The organism is Erwinia sp. AK-PDG3-5, assembly GCF_056821705.1.
Window position 1 is genome coordinate 4672542 of the sequence record NZ_CM165967.1, and the last position, 17378, is coordinate 4689919.

Annotated in this window: 19 protein-coding genes; 11 read left to right on the forward strand and 8 right to left on the reverse strand. The window is 53.6% G+C overall.

Features of this window, described 5'->3' with window-relative positions; all coding sequences use genetic code 11:
* Together AC1UKS_RS21825 and AC1UKS_RS21830 are read right to left on the reverse strand one after the other, a co-directional pair.
* Entirely contained in the window at positions 1–1254 is a 1254-nt protein-coding gene (locus AC1UKS_RS21825) for an O-antigen ligase family protein (protein WP_482435195.1), read from the reverse strand.
* A gap of 31 nt (positions 1255–1285) precedes the next feature.
* Positions 1286–2245 carry a polysaccharide deacetylase family protein gene (locus tag AC1UKS_RS21830; protein WP_265909386.1) on the reverse strand — a complete coding sequence of 320 codons (960 nt, stop codon included), beginning with the start codon at positions 2243–2245 and terminating at the stop codon, positions 1286–1288.
* 311 nt (positions 2246–2556) lie between these two features.
* Between AC1UKS_RS21830 and AC1UKS_RS21835 the strand changes: the two genes are divergently transcribed.
* The 8 genes from AC1UKS_RS21835 (at position 2557) to coaD (ending at position 10943) form a co-directional block, all read left to right on the forward strand.
* Positions 2557–3663, forward strand: a complete 1107-nt coding sequence (locus AC1UKS_RS21835) for a glycosyltransferase (RefSeq protein WP_482435196.1) — start codon at positions 2557–2559, stop codon at positions 3661–3663.
* A gap of 248 nt (positions 3664–3911) precedes the next feature.
* Positions 3912–5015, forward strand: coding sequence for a glycosyltransferase family 9 protein (locus AC1UKS_RS21840; protein ID WP_482435197.1), 1104 nt, complete (start codon positions 3912–3914; stop codon positions 5013–5015).
* Positions 5016–5068: 53 nt separating this feature from the next.
* Positions 5069–6019: a glycosyltransferase gene (locus AC1UKS_RS21845; protein ID WP_482437071.1), complete on the forward strand. Its 951-nt coding sequence runs from the start codon at positions 5069–5071 to the stop codon at positions 6017–6019.
* A 70-nt stretch (positions 6020–6089) separates the two neighbouring features.
* Positions 6090–7178 carry a putative lipopolysaccharide heptosyltransferase III gene (rfaQ, locus tag AC1UKS_RS21850; protein ID WP_482435198.1) on the forward strand — a complete coding sequence of 363 codons (1089 nt, stop codon included), beginning with the start codon at positions 6090–6092 and terminating at the stop codon, positions 7176–7178.
* Positions 7171–8304 (forward strand): glycosyltransferase family 4 protein, encoded by a 1134-nt coding sequence (locus tag AC1UKS_RS21855; protein ID WP_482435199.1) that lies wholly within the window; start codon positions 7171–7173, stop codon positions 8302–8304. The genes rfaQ and AC1UKS_RS21855 overlap by 8 nt, the downstream gene beginning before the upstream one ends.
* Positions 8305–8406: 102 nt before the next feature.
* Positions 8407–9681 carry a lipid IV(A) 3-deoxy-D-manno-octulosonic acid transferase gene (waaA, locus tag AC1UKS_RS21860; RefSeq protein ID WP_265909416.1) on the forward strand — a complete coding sequence of 425 codons (1275 nt, stop codon included), beginning with the start codon at positions 8407–8409 and terminating at the stop codon, positions 9679–9681.
* Positions 9682–10470, forward strand: coding sequence for a glycosyltransferase family 2 protein (locus AC1UKS_RS21865; RefSeq protein WP_482435200.1), 789 nt, complete (start codon positions 9682–9684; stop codon positions 10468–10470).
* On the forward strand, positions 10467–10943 hold the full coding sequence (gene coaD / locus AC1UKS_RS21870; protein WP_013200103.1) for a pantetheine-phosphate adenylyltransferase: 477 nt from the start codon (positions 10467–10469) through the stop codon (positions 10941–10943). The genes AC1UKS_RS21865 and coaD overlap by 4 nt, the downstream gene beginning before the upstream one ends.
* Positions 10944–10946: 3 nt before the next feature.
* Here coaD and mutM read toward each other — a convergent pair whose 3' ends face one another.
* From mutM to radC, 4 genes are all read right to left on the reverse strand, one after another.
* Entirely contained in the window at positions 10947–11756 is an 810-nt protein-coding gene (gene mutM, locus AC1UKS_RS21875; RefSeq protein ID WP_482435201.1) for a bifunctional DNA-formamidopyrimidine glycosylase/DNA-(apurinic or apyrimidinic site) lyase, read from the reverse strand.
* An 85-nt stretch (positions 11757–11841) separates the two neighbouring features.
* Positions 11842–12009, reverse strand: a complete 168-nt coding sequence (gene rpmG / locus AC1UKS_RS21880; protein WP_001051798.1) for a 50S ribosomal protein L33 — start codon at positions 12007–12009, stop codon at positions 11842–11844.
* Positions 12010–12026: 17 nt separating this feature from the next.
* Complete coding sequence (rpmB, locus tag AC1UKS_RS21885; RefSeq protein WP_013200101.1) at positions 12027–12263, reverse strand: 50S ribosomal protein L28; 237 nt, start codon at positions 12261–12263, stop codon at positions 12027–12029.
* A 282-nt stretch (positions 12264–12545) separates the two neighbouring features.
* Positions 12546–13214, reverse strand: a complete 669-nt coding sequence (gene radC, locus AC1UKS_RS21890) for a RadC family protein (protein ID WP_482435202.1) — start codon at positions 13212–13214, stop codon at positions 12546–12548.
* Between the two features lie 198 nt (positions 13215–13412).
* Between radC and coaBC the strand changes: the two genes are divergently transcribed.
* From coaBC to slmA, 3 genes are all read left to right on the forward strand, one after another.
* On the forward strand, positions 13413–14627 hold the full coding sequence (gene coaBC, locus AC1UKS_RS21895) for a bifunctional phosphopantothenoylcysteine decarboxylase/phosphopantothenate--cysteine ligase CoaBC (protein WP_482435204.1): 1215 nt from the start codon (positions 13413–13415) through the stop codon (positions 14625–14627).
* Positions 14605–15063, forward strand: coding sequence for a dUTP diphosphatase (dut, locus tag AC1UKS_RS21900; RefSeq protein WP_041691838.1), 459 nt, complete (start codon positions 14605–14607; stop codon positions 15061–15063). Before coaBC ends, dut begins: the two co-directional genes overlap by 23 nt.
* Before the next feature lie 120 nt (positions 15064–15183).
* Positions 15184–15780, forward strand: coding sequence for a nucleoid occlusion factor SlmA (slmA, locus tag AC1UKS_RS21905; RefSeq protein WP_013200097.1), 597 nt, complete (start codon positions 15184–15186; stop codon positions 15778–15780).
* 38 nt (positions 15781–15818) lie between these two features.
* On the opposite strand, the gene pyrE is transcribed toward slmA, so the two are convergent.
* Together pyrE and rph are read right to left on the reverse strand one after the other, a co-directional pair.
* Positions 15819–16460 carry an orotate phosphoribosyltransferase gene (gene pyrE, locus AC1UKS_RS21910; protein WP_013200096.1) on the reverse strand — a complete coding sequence of 214 codons (642 nt, stop codon included), beginning with the start codon at positions 16458–16460 and terminating at the stop codon, positions 15819–15821.
* A gap of 54 nt (positions 16461–16514) precedes the next feature.
* A complete protein-coding gene (gene rph / locus AC1UKS_RS21915; RefSeq protein ID WP_106382023.1) occupies positions 16515–17231 on the reverse strand; it encodes a ribonuclease PH in 717 nt (238 codons plus the stop codon).
* Positions 17232–17378 lie beyond the last annotated feature (147 nt).

Below are 17378 nucleotides of genomic sequence, written 5' to 3' on the forward strand. Positions count from 1 at the left end.
TCAACGGGCCAGGTTGCTCTGCTGATGCCTTCTCAATGCATTGAACATCTCGCTGACGATCAGCATCAACGCCACGCAAATCGTTAACTCACGGCTGATAAACACCACGTCACTCAGGCCGCTAATCACCACGCCAAACATCACCGCCAGCATCAACGCATTTCTGCTTCGTAGAGCGTAGGCAATCAGCACGACATAAAATAGCAGCATCACTAACGCGCCCTGAATTCCCTGTAGCGTCGCGCTATCCAGCAATTCGTTGTGCAGATGCACTTTCTCATACATCAGCGAGATAGTGTCTGTATGGCGGGTTTTAACGTAGTTTTCGAAGCACGCGGTGCGATCTTCTGTTTTCATCCCCAGAGGATGCGCCATGAAACAGACTGACCCCACTCGCCACATTGCCAGACGGGTGGTTAACGACCCAAACTGATTCCCGTCCGACTGGATATAGGTATTGTACTCTTGCAGAGTCGAGTCCAGTTTCGGCTCAATCATCGGCTTATAGCTCACCCCAACCAAGATCACCAAGGCAATCACCACCGAGAATAATGACTTCAGGCCGAAGTGACGGAATTGCAGTACGCCGACCAGCAGGATAATCAGGGGATAAGCAGCCATCATATTGCGGGTGCCGGTTTGTACCAGGATAAAATAGGACAGGCAAAAGATCGCCAGACAGAACAGGATGTTTTCAGGGGTATGCTTTTCGGTTGCCAGCATAAACAGCACCATCGTTGAAAGCATCGCATAGCCATAAGCGGATATGGTGGCGCGGTCTAACGAAAAAGCGACCCGGTGAATATCACTAAAGTATTGATATAAACCGAACAGGGTCGCGGCAAAAAACGCCACCAGTAAGCCGGTGCGGATTAACCAAAGACTTCTTTTCGGGTAGTTCTTCATCTGAGAAAACAGCCAGTAACCGATAAAGGACGCCAACAGCAGGCGTTTTCCCGCATTAAAGTAGTCGTTAAACTCGCTGTAATCCGCGCTGCCCAGATACTCCCAGTAGAACCAGATAACCTTACTCAGCCCAAGCACGGCCAATAGCCCAATGAACCATAGCCGCGAGTTATCATACTCTTTCAGGTTAAACAAAATCCCCGCGAGTGAAAAATAGAAGCTCCAGTAAAACAGCACCTTGGCACCCTTAACATCAATAAAGGTCACCATAATGGTTAGCAGCGTACAAGCCAGGGCCAGCAAGTAAAAAACAGCACGGAAGTCCGTATCTTTGAAGCTTATTTTCATTTTTATCTCTCAGCGAGTCCTGTTTATCACATCAACGCGCTTTGGTGGCCGCATATTCCGTTAACGTCATCCCTGTCGTCCGCTCATGCAGCCAGTTAAACAACTGCTCCAGATCGTCATACAGGCGATCGATATCCGCTTCATTTTTAAAGGTCGGGCTGCCATCAGGCATAAATTCAGACGAGTGCAGCATAAACTCAACGTAATCCGACCCCGCAGCCAGCGTTTTTTCGGCCACGCCAATCATCTGCTGCACGTTACCGCCCGTCGGACGCAGCCAGTGAACCGACGGACTGCGCTGCTTGCCGCGTAAACGGTCATAGCCTTGTTTCAGGCGGTTCATCATCCCCGAATGCTTATACTGAATGCTCATTGGCACCTCCAGCAACGGTGAGGAGCCTTCACGGGAAATATCTTCCGCATCCAGATAATAGGCATTGCGCGGGAAATGTGTGTAGTTGGTGCCGCCGTTGCCTTGCGGCGCACCCGGCGAAAACTGCCAGTTCACGCCAGGCGTGACGGAACAGTCTACCTTATAACCAAACTCAACCAGCAGCCGGGCATATTGCTGGTTGAACGCCCAACGCCCTGCCCGATGGCTGAGCATCTTTGTCTGGAAGGTCTCTTCCAGTAGCTCAGTCATGAAGGCGATTTTTCGGCGCATTTCATCAACAGGATATTCGATCAGATAGGGCTGAAATTTCCAGTCATCGTCAGTCAGTGGATACGCTGGCGGGCTGTTCCAGGCATGCAAGTGCATCCCCACTTCACCGGTACCGCGGGCGATCACATCACGGGCGAATGCCTGGTAAACCGGGTCGATGGCCATTTCATAATTGGTCAGCCAGGTCGGTTTGAAACCGTATTTTTCGCAAAGTTGCTGGAAACGAGCGAGATATCCCGCGTTTTTAGTGGTAACAATACCCGAGCGATTGCGCCACAGGTTGTCACCTTCCGTATCAATAGTGATGAGAAATGCGGGTTTGGTCATGCCGTTACCATACTCCTGGTTAGCCTGAGGGTATGTTACGCAGCGGACAATAGAGACGCAAAGAGATTCGCGAGGCAATATTGTCAGTGGATTATACTATGGCACTCTTCCTGTTAATTTTCTAAGATAACTACAGCTAATAAAATAGAGTACATTGGGAAGCCACTGATGTTCGGCTTGTTTTCCTGAGTGCAATCTACACAGCTCTGGCAGAAGGACCCGCCTGAACCGAAAAAAGATGAGCGGCATTTATGCGGCCAAAGAGGCTACAGCGCCTTCTCCGCAGTATTTTTCTGGCTAAGGGTAAAAAATTGTCCAAGCGCATTTTGATGATCATTGATGGCTTGCCCGGAGGGGGAGCTGAGAAAGTCGTGCTGACTCTTGCAAAAGGGATGATGGAACGTGGACATCGGGTGTCGTTATTCTCACTGCGTTCGGTGTGTGAGTACGCCATCCCGCCCGGTCTGGATTACCGGGTGATCAAAGATAGCTGCAAAAAACCGTGGCGCAAACTGACCGAACTGAGCCGCCGTGCTGCACAACTGGATAAAGAAATCCATGCGGCGGAGACAAGCGACACGCCGTTCGATTTGGTGATTTCTCATCTGCACAAGACGGATCGCATCGTCCGCCGCTGCCCGCACCTTGAACCTGAAAAGACCTGGTTCTGCCTGCATGGGGTGTTTTCTGCCTCATACCTTGCCCGCCGTAAAGGCTTCTCTCTGTGGCTTAAAAAAGCCAAAATCCGCCGCATTTATCAGGACCGCAACATCCTTGGCGTCTCGCAATACGTCGTTGACGACCTGAAGCGCTCGTTTGAAATCCAGCCCAAACGTGAACAGGTGATATTCAATCCCTTTGAGTTTGAGGCCATTGAAGCCCTTTCGCTGAAACCCTGCTCGATGGCAGGTAAGGACTATCTGGTCCATGTTGGCCGTTTTCATCCGACCAAACGCCATGACCGGCTGTTACGCGCCTACGCCAAGAGTGGCCTCGAAGCGCCGCTGGTGTTAATTGGCCAGGGAAGTAGCGAGGCGACCCGCGCGATTAAAGATTTGGCTATTGACTTAGGCATCAGCAAGCGTGTCATTTTTAAGGGATTTATCAGCAATCCCTATCCCTACATCCGTCATGCGAAGCTGTTGGTCGTGAGTTCGGACAGTGAAGGGTTTGGCAACGTATTAGTCGAAGCATTAATTTGCCATACGCCGGTGGTCAGCACGCGCTGCCCGGGTGGCCCCGTCAGCATCCTGACCGGCGAATTATCGCGGGGGTTGGCAGAAATGAATGACGATTCGCTGGCGGCGACAATGCAGGATATTTATCTTCATCCACCCAGGATGATTAAGCCTGATGTCGATGCTTACAGTATTGAGGCTGTTTGCAGACAGTACCTTGATTTAATTAACCGTAATTAACAAAGTCCTGCTGCACTGTCATTCGTTTCAGCGTTAAAATCAGCCCACAACATCCGGGCGAAGACAACCTGAAGCCATTTTTTGTTTACTCATCATTGAAGGTTTTGGCCCATGATAACGCTCATTTACAGGAACGGATATCTGAGCTCAGTGAAAAGCTTGACCTCATCAATACGGCTGACAATGGGACGTACGCTTACCCAGATCCTCTTCCGTGGAACTTTCAGCTCGCTCAGGGAGAACAGAGCGTGAATTATGTATTGTTATTTTTGCTGCTCTTACCACTTAAGCTATGGAAAAAGCTGGGTAAGAACACAAGCAACCGTAATCTGATCATTCAGACGGCAAAGATAGGGGACTTCATCAACATCACCCCGTTGATGCAGCATCTTAAGCATAGCGATGCCCTGCTCAGCACCTCAGTCGCGCCGCTTGCCCGTAATGATGCCACTCTGGACGAGATTTTTTACGCTGAAGAGCATAAATCCAGCACGATGGCCAAACTGAAGCTGGCCATCAGGTTGATGAACCGCTATCGCAACGTCTATCTGCTGCATCCTAACAACGCCAATCTGTTCTATGCCGCCTGCTGTAATGCGGAGAATAAACAGTTTCTGTCGATGTATCGCCGTCGCTGGTATCAGGGGATTTTTTATCTCACCGCCAGCGGCACGGTGGAGCATGAGAAAAACACGCTGACGCTGGAAAACTACCTGAAACTGGCCGACCGCTCGCTGACCAAAGAGAGCTATCCCAAGCATGCGACCCTGCCGTTAGTGCAACCCGCCAATACGCCGGAAGAGCTGTTCAGGACGGACAAAATTAAAATCGGCATCAGCATCTCGGCCGGCAATCAGGCGAAAACCATTCCCCCGGTTATCTGGAAAAGCCTGTTTGATCGTCTGAGCGACCTGCCCTGCCTGTTCTATGTATTTGGTTCACCAAATGAACTTACCCGCTTAAATGAGCTCAATAAGGTGGTTGGTGAACGCGACAACCTGGTCAACATGATCGGCAAAGTCTCGCTGGAGGGATTGCCCTATGCGATCGAGCAGATGGATATCTACGTGGCATCGGACTCCGGCAATGTTTATATTGCCGACGCGCAGAATGTGCCGGTGGTGCTGATTTATGGTCCCTGCTGCGTAGAAGAACAACGGCCATTAGGCGATGTTCTGCTGATCGGGCCGAACCATATTGCACCAACCTCCTTTGTTTTTCAGGCGCTCTACAAATTCAATCATCCTGCCGAACAACTGTTTGAACTGGATAAGCGTAAGCTGGATGATATCCATGATTTTGTGAGTGCCCGCAAGCCTCAATTGACTCACGAAGAGAAGATTTTACCCTGAGTATGATGCCGCATTCCGATCCCGCCGCGCCTGAACTGAGCGTGGTTATCCCGATGTACAATGCCGGGAAAAGCTTTGAGGCTTTCATGGCTTCATTACTGGCTCAAACGTTGCAATCCTTTGAAGTCATTATTGTTAATGATGGTTCAACTGACGAGTCAGCCGCGATGGCGCATCAGTATGCCGCTGAGTATCCGCACGTTCGGGTTATCGATCAGCAAAATGGCGGCGTATCACGCGCCCGCAACGCCGGGATGGCAATAGCGACAGGCCGCTACGTGACCTTCCCCGATGCTGACGACACCCTTGCTCCTGATATGTATGAAAAACTGATCGCCATGGCCAACGCCGACGATCTGGATATCGCCCAGTGCAATGCAGAACGCGTTTTTTGGGGTGGGGATAAAGCCAAACCGCTGATCCCTAAAGACCGTTTACAGTCCACCGGCGTTCTTAGCGGCGCTGAATGGCTCGGTAAGGCCCTGGCAACCAATCGCTATCTGCATGTTGTCTGGCTGGGCGTCTATCGCCGTGCATTGATTGACCAACTCAACTTACAGTTTGAGCCCGGCCTGCATCATCAGGATATCCCCTGGACCACTGAACTGATGCTGAATGCCCGTCGGGTGCGGTATACCGACGAGGTGATGTACCGTTATTACGTACACGATCAGTCAATCAGTAATCAGAAGCGCACGGGAATGCGTAATGTGGAATATCAGCGCCACTATCTTAAAATCGCGCGGATGCTGGATGAGATTAACCAGCGCTATAAAAACACCGTAAAGCTGTCTGCGCCGTTATATCGGCAGGTCACGAAAGAAGCCCTGACCGTGTGCCACTCTATTCGCCGCGAACCCGATGCGGACGCCCGACAAGCGATGATAGCGGACCTGATCGCCAGTAAAACGCCGGGCAGAATGCTGCGAAATGCGCGTGGCGTGCGGCAGTGGTACCAGTTGCTGCTGTGGCTGAGCCGAATTAATCGCTGGCGGAAAGGCTGATGATGAAACCCGTCGACATTTTTACTGGCAGGCCCCTCCTTGCAGTGGGTCAACTCAACATTGAGATCTCATGAGCATGGCTACTTCGCAAACCAGCCCGATGTTTACGCCAAAAACCATTCTGCTGATCAAACTTCGCCATCATGGCGATATGTTGCTGACCACCCCGGTGATCCACGCCCTGCGCCAGCAATATCCCAATGCCAGTATTGACGTGCTTTTGTACAAAGAGACGCGCCCGATGCTGCAGGCGCATCCGGACATTCGACAGATCCACTTTATCGATCGTAACTGGAAAAAAGAGGGTGCCTGGCAGCACATCCGGCATGAGGTGGCGTTAGTCTCCGCTGTTCGCCAGTGTCACTACGACCTGGTGGTCAACCTCGCCGACCAGTGGCGCAGCGCCATTATGACCGCTTTCTCGGGTGCAAAAGTCAGGATTGGTTTTGATTACCATAAGCGTCGCAATGCTATCTGGCGCCTGGCGCATACCCATCGGGCCACCACTGAACAGCATGCAAATCTGCATACGGTTGAACAAAACCTGATGGCGTTAACGCCGCTGAATATCCCTTTCCACGGCTTCCCGGCCGCAATGCACTACAGCGAGAGCGACTGGGAAACCACCCGCACTCAGCTGGACCAGCGTCAACCAACCCGTAAACCTTATATTGTGATTCAGCCCACGTCCCGCTGGCTGTTCAAGTGCTGGGAAGACGAGAAAATGGCTGGGCTGATTGATCGCCTTGCCTCAGACCAAATGGATATTGTGCTGACCGCCGCGCCAGATAAGAAGGAGCTGGCGATGATCGACAATATTCTCTCGCTGTGCCAGAACCGTCAGGCCATCTCTCTGGCAGGTAAACTGACTCTGCCGCAGTTAGCCGCGCTGATTGACCATGCCAACCTGTTTATCGGCGTCGATTCCGCCCCGATGCATATGGCTGCCGCGCTGGATACGCCCTGTATTGCGCTGTTTGGCCCAACCAAGCTGAAGCAATGGCGGCCGTGGGGTGACAACAATAAGGTGATCTGGGCGGGTGACTATGCGCCGCTGCCCTCACCGGACAGCATCGATACCAAAACGGAAACGCGTTATCTCAGCGCCCTCCCACTTGAAGACGTGGTGAAAGCCGCAAGGAATTATCTGGATGAGTAAGGTCAGACTGGCCATCGTGCGCCAGAAATATCGCCCCGATGGCGGCGCCGAGCGGTTTATCTCACGTGCGCTGGAAGCGCTGGATGACGAGAGCCTGGAGTTAAACATCATTACCCGTAGCTGGCAGGGAGAACCCAAGCCAGAGTGGCACCTGCATATCTGCAACCCGAAAAAGTGGGGCCGGATCTCCCGCGAACGTGGCTTTGCCGTGGCCGCACGGGCCTGCTGGCAGCAGGAGAAGTTTGATATCGTGCAAAGTCACGAGCGCATTGCGGGCTGCGATATTTTCCGCGCCGGCGACGGCGTGCACCGTGTGTGGCTGGAACAGCGCGCCCGGGTCGTGTCTCCGGTGCAGCGATTGCTGACGCAGGTAAGCCGTTATCACCGCTATGTGATGACTGCAGAAGAAGAGATGTTCCGCTCACCTGCGCTGAAAAAGATCATCTGCAATTCGCTGATGGTGAAAAACGACATCATGCGCTGCTTCCAGGTGCCGGAAGAGAAGTTTGCGGTGATTTATAATGCCATCGACGCCACACGCTTTATGCCCGCAACCGCCGAGCAACGTCAGCAGTCTCGTGAGCAGCTCAACCTGCCGGATAATGCGAAAGTGTTTATCTATGTCGGTTCAGGCTTTGAACGCAAAGGTCTTAAGGCCAGTATCAGCGCGTTGGCAGCGACCGATGCGCACCTGTTGGTGGTCGGGCAGGACAAGCAGCAATCACGTTACGAAAACCTCGCGCGCAGCCTGGGATGCGAAAAACGCATTCATTTCCTGGGCGTGCAGAACAACGTCATCCCCTTCTATCACGCCGCTGACAGCTTGATTCTGCCCACGCTGTACGATCCCTTCCCTAACGTCATTCTGGAAGCGATGGCCTGCGGATTACCGGTCATCACCAGCTTCACCTGTGGTGGCGCGGAATTCATTGTCGAGGGTAAACAAGGGTTTGTCTGTGATGCGTTGGACGTGCCGGCATTGACGGCGGCGGCCGTTGCCATCCCACAACGCACGCTGGACAGCCGGATGGGCGATCTTGCCCGGGAAAGGGTCTTGCCCTGCTCTCCGCAACAGCTTGCCACGCAGCTTCATGCGCTATATCAACAAGTGTTGCAGCAGCCCTGATAAGAAGTGTGAGCGGAGACGACTTATCTGCTAACATGCCGTATTATTCCTCTTTTCTGGCATACTCTGGCGCGAGTCTCTCCACTCTGAATAAACACTGTGATGACAACACTTTATACCGTTCTGCTTTACCTCATTCAGCCCCTGATTTGGCTCCGGCTATGGCTCCGCGGCCGGAAGGCTCCCGCCTACCGCAAACGTTGGGCAGAACGCTATGGCTATTGCGCCGGCAAAGTGAAGCCAGACGGTATTTTGCTGCACTCCGTTTCTGTCGGTGAGACGCTGGCTGCGGTCCCGCTGGTACGGGCGTTGCGCCATCGCTATCCCTCGATGCCAATCACCGTCACCACCATGACGCCGACCGGCTCTGAGCGCGCGGCCTCTGCGTTTGGCAAAGATGTGCACCATGTTTATCTGCCTTACGATCTCCCCGGCTCGATGAACCGCTTCCTCGATAATGTAAACCCGCGTCTGGTGATCATTATGGAAACCGAGCTGTGGCCGAACATGATCGCGCTGCTGCACAAACGAAAGATCCCGCTGGTGATCGCCAATGCCCGCCTGTCTGAACGCTCTGCAAAGGGCTACAAAAAACTCGGCAAATTTATGCAACGGCTGCTGCAACGCATTACGCTGATTGCCGCGCAGAATCAGGAAGATGGCGAACGCTTTATCAGCCTTGGCTTAAAACGCTCGCATCTGACGGTGACCGGTAGCCTGAAGTTTGATATCTCCGTCACGCCCGAACTGGCCGCCAGAGCGATTACCCTGCGTCGCCAGTGGGCGCCTCGCCGCCCGGTGTGGATTGCCACCAGTACGCATGATGGTGAAGAGAGCATTATTCTGGATGCGCACCGTAAGCTGCTGACGCGTTTCCCCAATTTATTGTTAATTCTTGTCCCTCGTCATCCTGAGCGTTTTTCTACCGCCCGCGAACTGACGCAGAAAGCCGGACTCAGCTATACCCTTCGCAGCAGTGGCGAGATCCCATCAGGCAGCACGCAGGTGGTGATTGGCGATACGATGGGTGAACTGATGCTGCTTTACGGTATTGCCGATGTGGCCTTTGTTGGCGGCAGCCTGGTCGATCGTGGCGGCCACAATCCGCTTGAAGCGGCCGCACATGCTATCCCGGTATTAATGGGACCTTATACCCTCAATTTCAAAGATATCTGCGCCAAGCTGCAGCAGGCTGACGGCCTGATTACCGTCACCGATGCTGACTCACTGGATAAAGAAATTGGTACGCTGCTGACCGACGAAGATTATCGCCTTTACTATGGCCGTCATGCCGTCGAAGTGCTGCATCAGAACCAGGGTGCGCTGCAGCGTCTGCTACAGTTACTCGAACCCCATCTGCCACAGCGGAATCACTAAATGTCTTCACGCCAGGCTCTTTCGGTCGTGCTGATCGCCAAAAACGCGGCCGACCTGCTGCCAGAATGTCTGGAGTCCGTGAGCTGGGCCGATGAGATCGTCCTGCTCGACTCTGGTAGCAGTGATGGCACACCTCAGGTTGCTGCCCGACACGGCGCGAAAGTCTTTCACTCTACGGAATGGCACGGCTATGGCCGGCAGCGCCAGCTGGCGCAGAGTTATGCCAGCCATCCGATGATTTTAATGATCGACAGCGATGAGCGCGTGACGCAACAGCTGCGCGCTTCGATAGAGGCCGTGCTGACAAGCCCCGCCTCAGCTGACGCGGTGTACAGTCTGGGTCGCCGGAACCTGTTTTTAGGCCGCTTTATGCGCCATAGCGGCTGGTACCCGGACCGGGTTATCCGCCTCTATCCTTCCCGCTATCAATACAACGATCATCAGGTGCATGAGTCCCTCGACACCCAGGGCGTTGCCGTGACTGCGCTGAAAGGCGATCTTCTGCATCTGACCTGTCGTGACTTTTCTGCCTTCCAGTGGAAACAGTTCGCCTACGCGGAGGCCTGGGCAAAACAGCGCTATCATCAGGGCAAGCGCTGCGGCATTGTTTCCATCTTTACGCACACCATCGGCGCCTTCTTCAAAACGCTGGTTTTGCGCGCAGGTTTTCTGGATGGCAAACAGGGCTGGCTACTGGCGGTCGTCAATGCGCAGTACACCTTCAATAAATACGCGGCGCTCTGGGCGCTGAATAACTCTTCTCACGCTTCCGGCAAGGGCGGTCTATGAGCACCAAAGCGATTTATCCTGGCACCTTTGATCCGATGACCAATGGCCATCTGGATATCGTGACGCGAGCCGCGTTGATGTTTGACCGTATCGTACTGGCTATCGCGGCCAGTCCCAGCAAGAAACCGATGTTCACGCTGGAAGAGCGCGTAAGCCTGGCGCAGCAGGTTGTCGCCCATTTGCCGAACGTGGAGGTAGTGGGATTCAGTGATTTGATGGCGAACTTTGCCCGCGATCAGCAAGCCAACGTGCTGGTAAGAGGCCTGAGGGCCGTCTCTGACTTTGAATATGAGATGCAGCTGGCCCACATGAACCGCCATCTGTTGCCGGAGCTGGAGAGCGTGTTTCTGATGCCTTCTGAGCAGTACTCGTTTATCTCTTCTTCGCTGGTGAAAGAAGTGGCGCGTCACAAAGGTGATGTGAGCGCCTTTCTACCGCAGCCCGTTTTTGACGCGCTGCAGGCTAAACTCTAAGCCTTATTTCTGGCAGGTCGGACAATAAAATGTACTGCGCTGGGCGTGCTTCGCGCTCTTAACCGGCGTGGCACAGACCCGACAGGGTTCGCCTGCCCGACCATACACCTGCAACTCCTGCGCGAAATAACCCGGCTTACCGTCCGTCTGCAGGAAGTCACGCAGCGTTGTTCCCCCCTGCTCAATTGAACGTAGCAGTACCGCCTTGATGGTTTTCACCAGCAATGCCGCTTCGTCGTGAGTCAGGGTCATGGCCGGACGATCGGGATGGATCCCGGCAACAAACAGGGATTCGCTGGCGTAGATATTCCCCACTCCCACCACCAGTTTGTTATCCATCAGCCAGGGTTTAACCGGCGTCCGCTTGTTTCTCGACTTATCAAACAGATACTCCGCCGAGAAGGCATCATGCAGGGGCTCAGGGCCAAGATGAGCCAGCACATTGCTCGCGGCTAAATCCGTGCACCACAGCCAGGCACCAAAGCGGCGAGGATCGGTATAACGCAGGACCTTACCGTTGCTCATCACCAGATCGACGTGGTCATGTTTGGCAGGGGGAAGCTCTTCGGGCAACACGCGCAGGCTACCGGACATTCCCAGGTGAATGATGATCCAGCCATGCGGCAGCTCAATCAGCAGATATTTGGCACGGCGTTGCACGCTGAGCACCGGTTGATCGCTGAGGCTTTGAATTTCGAGGGAAACCGGCCAACGCAGGCGGTCATTGCGGACAATAGCATGAAGAATAGTGGCGCCCACCAGATGCGGTTCAATGCCGCGGCGGCTGGTTTCGACTTCAGGTAACTCCGGCATGTACTTGCCTCCCGTTAAGGTCCGTTATCCTCTTTTAAAAACAAAAAACCCGGCCGAAGCCGGGTTTTTCATCCACTGAAATCAATTACTTGATTTTAGCTTCTTTATAGATCACGTGCTGGCGGACAACTGGATCGAATTTCTTCAGTTCCAATTTTTCCGGCTTAGTACGCTTGTTCTTCGTGGTGGTATAGAAGTGACCTGTCCCAGCAGAAGAAACCAGCTTGATCTTCTCACGAATACCTTTAGCCATGATTCAGTTCCTTTACCTTAGTACTTCTCACCGCGGGTACGCAGATCGGCCAGGACCGTCTCAATACCCTTTTTATCAATTACGCGCATGCCTTTGGCAGTGACGCGCAGTGTAACGAAGCGCTTTTCGCTCTCAACCCAAAAACGGTGAGAGTGCAGGTTCGGCAGGAAACGGCGTTTCGTCGCGTTCATTGCGTGGGAGCGGTTGTTACCCGATACCGGACGCTTGCCAGTTACTTGGCAGACTCGTGACATGTCTATTCTCCAAAAATCAAATCAGCTCGAGCTTTAAAAATAAGGTTTTGGCCGCCTCGTCAGGCTCTAAGACCCTCCAGGCGAGTTCAATGTGAACCCGCTGAGTAGGCCTATTTGCCAAACCCGAGATTCTCAAAGGTGGCGTAGTATACGCCCTGCGCCGCCGCTGCTCAAGTCCCGAACAGATAAAGATCCCTCTGGATCGTGCAAAATAGCTTCATTTGAACACTTAACCGTTCTTAACTCGGGACAAAAAATGAGCTTTTAGCCGAACCGGGTGGGCTACATCCACCCGCATTCGGCAAAAGAGACCGACTCGCCGTGCCCAATGACAATATGGTCCAATACGTGAATATTCATTAACTGACAGGCCGCGACAATTCGCCGCGTGACCTGATGGTCAGCCCTACTGGGGCGGGCAATCCCGGAGGGATGATTATGCGCCAGAATCAGCGCAGCCGCATTTTTCGCCAGCGCTTCTTTGACGATTTCCCGTGGATGAACTTCGACGCTATTTAAGGTTCCGGCAAACATTTCGCACGCGTGAATCATCCGGTGCTGGTTATCAAGAAACGCCACCATAAAAATTTCTCGCTCACGGTGCGCAAGTTGACTGATAAAAAAGGTAAGCATATCGGCCGTCCCGCCCGCCAGCTGGCGCTCCTGAACCGGAATACTGGAAAAGAAACGGCGGGCTAACTCGGCTATCGCATTGATCTGGGTATATTTTGCATCGCCTATCCCTTTAACCCGATCAAATGCCGACCGGTCTGCCGTCATCAAATGGTATAACGAGCCAAATGTCCCTATCAGCTGCTGCGCTAGCGCCATCACATGCACACCGCCCGATCCCGTGCGTAAAAACAGCGCGAGTAATTCAGTATCGTTCAATGTCTCAACGCCTTTCACCAGTAATTTTTCTCTCGGCGGTAACTCCGTCCACTGTTTCATCTTGCATATCCCTTCTTCCTCAGCCCGAAAAAGCATGGCATTATATACAGTACTTTTCCACCCTTCCGATCTGACTCTGCGAATTGTCTCGCAAAGGCTCCAGAGTGCTAACAGGCACCGCCGGATGAGTATGGTAAAATAGCGGCATTGTGGCGGCAGTGAGCCGCGCCAGTCTGACTCTACAGGGCGGATAGCAAGATGACGGGATTAACCGGTAAACACATTGTTCTGGGCGTAAGTGGCGGTATCGCGGCCTATAAAGCACCCGAACTGGTCAGGCGCCTGCGCGATCGCGGGGCTGAGGTGCGCGTGGTGATGACGGAAGCGGCAAAAGCCTTTATCACACCGCTTAGCCTGCAGGCTGTCTCTGGCTATCCGGTGTCTGATGACCTGCTCGATCCGGCAGCGGAAGCGGCGATGGGGCATATCGAGCTGGGGAAATGGGCCGATTTGGTGATCCTGGCACCCGCTACGGCGGACCTTATTGCGCGGGTGACGGCAGGGATGGCAAATGACCTCGTGACCACCATCTGCCTCGCCACACCGGCACCGATTGCCGTGGTGCCGGCAATGAATCAGCAGATGTACCGGGCACCGGCCACCGAGCATAATTTGCAGGTGCTGGCACAGCGGGGTGTGCTGATTTGGGGGCCGGACAGCGGCAGCCAGGCCTGTGGTGATGTCGGTCCAGGCCGGATGTTAGATCCGCTGGCGATTGTGGATGAAGCGGTGAACTGGTCATCACCCGTCAACGATCTGAAACATCTCAACATTATGATCACCGCCGGTCCCACCCGCGAATCGCTGGATCCGGTTCGGTTCATTACTAACCACAGCTCAGGTAAGATGGGCTTCGCGATTGCCGCCGCGGCGGCAAAACGGGGCGCAAACGTCACCTTGATCAGTGGTCCTGTGGCATTAAACACACCGCAATGGGTTAAACGCACCGACGTGTTAACCGCGTTAGAGATGCAAGATGCGGTGATGGCAAGCGCCGCTAAACAACATATTTTTATTGGCACGGCAGCCGTTGCAGACTATCGTGCCGCTGAAGTTGCGCCAGAAAAAATCAAAAAACAGGGTGATGAAGTCACCCTCAAAATGGTAAAAAACCCCGACATCGTTGCAGGGGTCGCGCACATGCAGGAAGGCCGCCCTTACGTCGTAGGGTTTGCGGCAGAAACCCAGAATGTGGAAGAATACGCGCAACAAAAACGGGTCCGTAAAAACCTGGATTTAATCTGCGCCAACGATGTTTCGAAAGCCGGGCAGGGTTTCAACAGTGATACCAATGCTCTGCACCTTTTTTGGCAGGAGGGAGAAAAAGTCTTACCGCTCAGCGATAAGTCACTCCTTGGCCAACAGTTACTAGACGAGATAGTCAGCCGTTATGATGAAAAAAATCGACGTTAAGATTTTAGATGCGCGTGTGGGTAAAGACTTCCCATTACCCACCTACGCCACCTCTGGATCGGCAGGTCTTGACCTGCGCGCCTGCCTGGATGAAGCCATTTTACTGGCACCAGGCGCCACCACGCTGGTGCCTACCGGTCTGGCTATTCACATTGGCGACCCGCAACTGGCGGCAGTCATCCTTCCCCGCTCTGGCCTTGGCCATAAACATGGCGTGGTGTTGGGTAATCTGGTCGGTCTGATCGATTCGGATTACCAGGGCCAGCTGATGGTTTCCGTCTGGAACCGCAGTCAGGAAGCTTTCAACATTGAACCCGGCGAACGCATCGCTCAGATGGTCTTCGTGCCGGTCGTTCAGGCTGAATTCAATCTGGTAGAAGACTTTGATACCAGCGATCGCGGAGAAGGTGGCTTTGGTCACTCTGGTCGCCAGTAAGCGTCTGCCTGCAGATCGTTAGCCAGTCACTTATCCTTATTTTCGCCGTGAGCGCTTTGCTCACCGACGTTGCGTGGGCTACTGCCCTATTAAAGTGATATTTCAGGGGTTTTTCAGGTCATGGCAGAGAAAAAGAGTGCGAAAAGGAATCGTCGCGAAGAAATATTGCAGGCTCTGGCACAAATGCTGGAATCAAGCGATGGCAGTCAGCGTATCACCACGGCCAAACTGGCCGCCAACGTTGGGGTTTCGGAAGCGGCGCTGTATCGCCATTTCCCCAGCAAAACCCGGATGTTTGACAGCCTGATCGAGTTTATTGAAGACAGCCTGATTACGCGCATCAATCTGATTTTGAAAGACGAAAAAGAGACGCTGCCGCGTCTGCGTCTGATTATCCAGTTAATTCTGGGTTTTGGTGAGCGTAATCCGGGTTTAACGCGCATTCTGACCGGCCATGCACTGATGTTTGAACAGGACCGTCTGCAAGGACGAATCAATCAGCTGTTCGAGCGCATAGAAGTACAGCTGCGTCAGGTGCTTCGCGAGCAGAAATTGCGGGAAGGCGAGGGTTTTGTGACCGATGAAACGCTGCTGGCCAGTCAACTGCTGGCGTTCTGTGAAGGCTTGCTTTCACGCTTTGTCCGTTCCGGCTTCCGCTACCGTCCGACGGTAGACTTTGATACCCGCTGGCCATTGCTGGCGTCTCAGCTGGTGTAAACAGACTGCGGGTCAGAGGGATCTGACCCGCGACAATCTTAGATACCGTACTCTTTACGGTAAGCACGAACCGCCACCAGATGGTCTGCCATCTCCGGCTTCTCTTCCAGATAAGCAATCAGCTCTTCCAGCGTAATAATCGAAATGACCTTACAGCCGTAATCCCGCTCAACTTCCTGAATGGCTGACTCCTTACCACGCCCGCGTTCCTGACGATCCAGCGAAATCAGCACGCCAGCCAGCGTGGCATGACTTGCTGAAATGATCTCCATTGATTCGCGGATGGCGGTACCGGCCGTGATCACATCGTCCACCAGCATAATGCGCCCCTGTAACGGGCTGCCCACCAGCGTGCCACCCTCACCGTGCGTCTTGGCTTCTTTACGGTTGAAGCAATAAGGCACATCGCGATCGTGATGGTCGGCCAGCGCGACGGCGGTGGTGGTCGCAATTGGGATCCCTTTGTACGCCGGACCAAAAACCAGGTCGAAATCAATACCGGAATCTACCAGCGCCTGGGCATAGAAACGCCCAAGTAACGCCAGATCGCGGCCCGTATTGAACAGGCCAGCATTGAAGAAATAAGGGCTGGTGCGCCCTGATTTCAGCGTGAACTCACCAAACTTCAGCACCTGCTTGTTGATGGCGAATTCGATAAATTGGCGCTGCCAGGCTTTCATGTCTTGGTCCTCTGCTTGTCATAAAAAAGGCGACTCACTGGTCGCCTCATAAAATCAGTCTTTCAGCGCTGCTTTCTGCGCCAGAATCAGGGAATCAATTCCCCCTCTTGCCAGAGCAAGCAGCTGGAGCAGCTCATCGTGGCTGAACGGCTCGCCTTCTGCGGTCCCCTGCACTTCAATCATGCGGCCATCTTCCGTCATCACCACATTCATATCGGTTTCAGCGGCGGAGTCTTCGACGTATTCCAGGTCGCACAGCGCTTCGCCGTTAACAATACCGACGGAAATGGCGGCCACCATCCCTTTCATTGGATTGGATTTCAGCTTACCGATAGAGACCAGATGGTTCAGGGCATCGGCCAGCGCCACGCACGCACCGGTGATGGAGGCGGTACGGGTTCCGCCATCCGCCTGCAGCACGTCACAATCCAGGGTGATGGTGAATTCACCCAGCGCTTTCAAATCCAGCGCCGCACGCAAAGAGCGGGCAATCAGACGTTGAATTTCCAGCGTGCGGCCACCCTGCTTACCTTTCGCGGCTTCGCGGGCATTACGGCTGTGGGTCGCGCGCGGCAGCATGCCGTACTCAGCGGTTACCCAGCCTTGTCCCTGACCTTTCAGAAAACGCGGAACGCCTTCTTCGATGGTGGCGGTACACAGCACTTTGGTATCACCGAATTCAACCAGAACTGAACCTTCAGCATGTTTGGTGTAATGACGGGTCAGTGTGACAGGGCGCACTTGTTGTGCGCTACGGCCTGCAGGACGCATGGTTTCTCTCCGGCTAGCAAATCAGTATTGGCTGCGCATTATACGGATTTCACCGCCGAATGCCTACGTTCGCCTGATGCAGACGGCGTTTCTTATGCCTGAGATGACTTTCTTACGTTTAAAATTGCAGCGCTGCGCAACGCAGAG

Bases quoted from the DNA above. Each gene is read 5' to 3' on its own strand.
- slmA (WP_013200097.1), top strand. From the start codon at position 15,184: ATGGCAGAGAAAAAGAGTGCGAAAAGGAATCGTCGCGAAGAAATATTG.
- coaD (WP_013200103.1), top strand. From the start codon at position 10,467: ATGAGCACCAAAGCGATTTATCCTGGCACCTTTGATCCGATGACCAAT.
- dut (WP_041691838.1), top strand. From the start codon at position 14,605: ATGATGAAAAAAATCGACGTTAAGATTTTAGATGCGCGTGTGGGTAAA.
- radC (WP_482435202.1), bottom strand. From the start codon at position 13,214: ATGAAACAGTGGACGGAGTTACCGCCGAGAGAAAAATTACTGGTGAAA.
- mutM (WP_482435201.1), bottom strand. From the start codon at position 11,756: ATGCCGGAGTTACCTGAAGTCGAAACCAGCCGCCGCGGCATTGAACCG.
- pyrE (WP_013200096.1), bottom strand. From the start codon at position 16,460: ATGAAAGCCTGGCAGCGCCAATTTATCGAATTCGCCATCAACAAGCAG.
- rfaQ (WP_482435198.1), top strand. From the start codon at position 6,090: ATGAGCATGGCTACTTCGCAAACCAGCCCGATGTTTACGCCAAAAACC.
- AC1UKS_RS21855 (WP_482435199.1), top strand. From the start codon at position 7,171: ATGAGTAAGGTCAGACTGGCCATCGTGCGCCAGAAATATCGCCCCGAT.
- rpmB (WP_013200101.1), bottom strand. From the start codon at position 12,263: ATGTCACGAGTCTGCCAAGTAACTGGCAAGCGTCCGGTATCGGGTAAC.
- AC1UKS_RS21830 (WP_265909386.1), bottom strand. From the start codon at position 2,245: ATGACCAAACCCGCATTTCTCATCACTATTGATACGGAAGGTGACAAC.
- rpmG (WP_001051798.1), bottom strand. From the start codon at position 12,009: ATGGCTAAAGGTATTCGTGAGAAGATCAAGCTGGTTTCTTCTGCTGGG.
- coaBC (WP_482435204.1), top strand. From the start codon at position 13,413: ATGACGGGATTAACCGGTAAACACATTGTTCTGGGCGTAAGTGGCGGT.
- waaA (WP_265909416.1), top strand. From the start codon at position 8,407: ATGACAACACTTTATACCGTTCTGCTTTACCTCATTCAGCCCCTGATT.
- rph (WP_106382023.1), bottom strand. From the start codon at position 17,231: ATGCGTCCTGCAGGCCGTAGCGCACAACAAGTGCGCCCTGTCACACTG.
- AC1UKS_RS21825 (WP_482435195.1), bottom strand. From the start codon at position 1,254: ATGAAAATAAGCTTCAAAGATACGGACTTCCGTGCTGTTTTTTACTTG.
- AC1UKS_RS21845 (WP_482437071.1), top strand. From the start codon at position 5,069: ATGTACAATGCCGGGAAAAGCTTTGAGGCTTTCATGGCTTCATTACTG.
- AC1UKS_RS21865 (WP_482435200.1), top strand. From the start codon at position 9,682: ATGTCTTCACGCCAGGCTCTTTCGGTCGTGCTGATCGCCAAAAACGCG.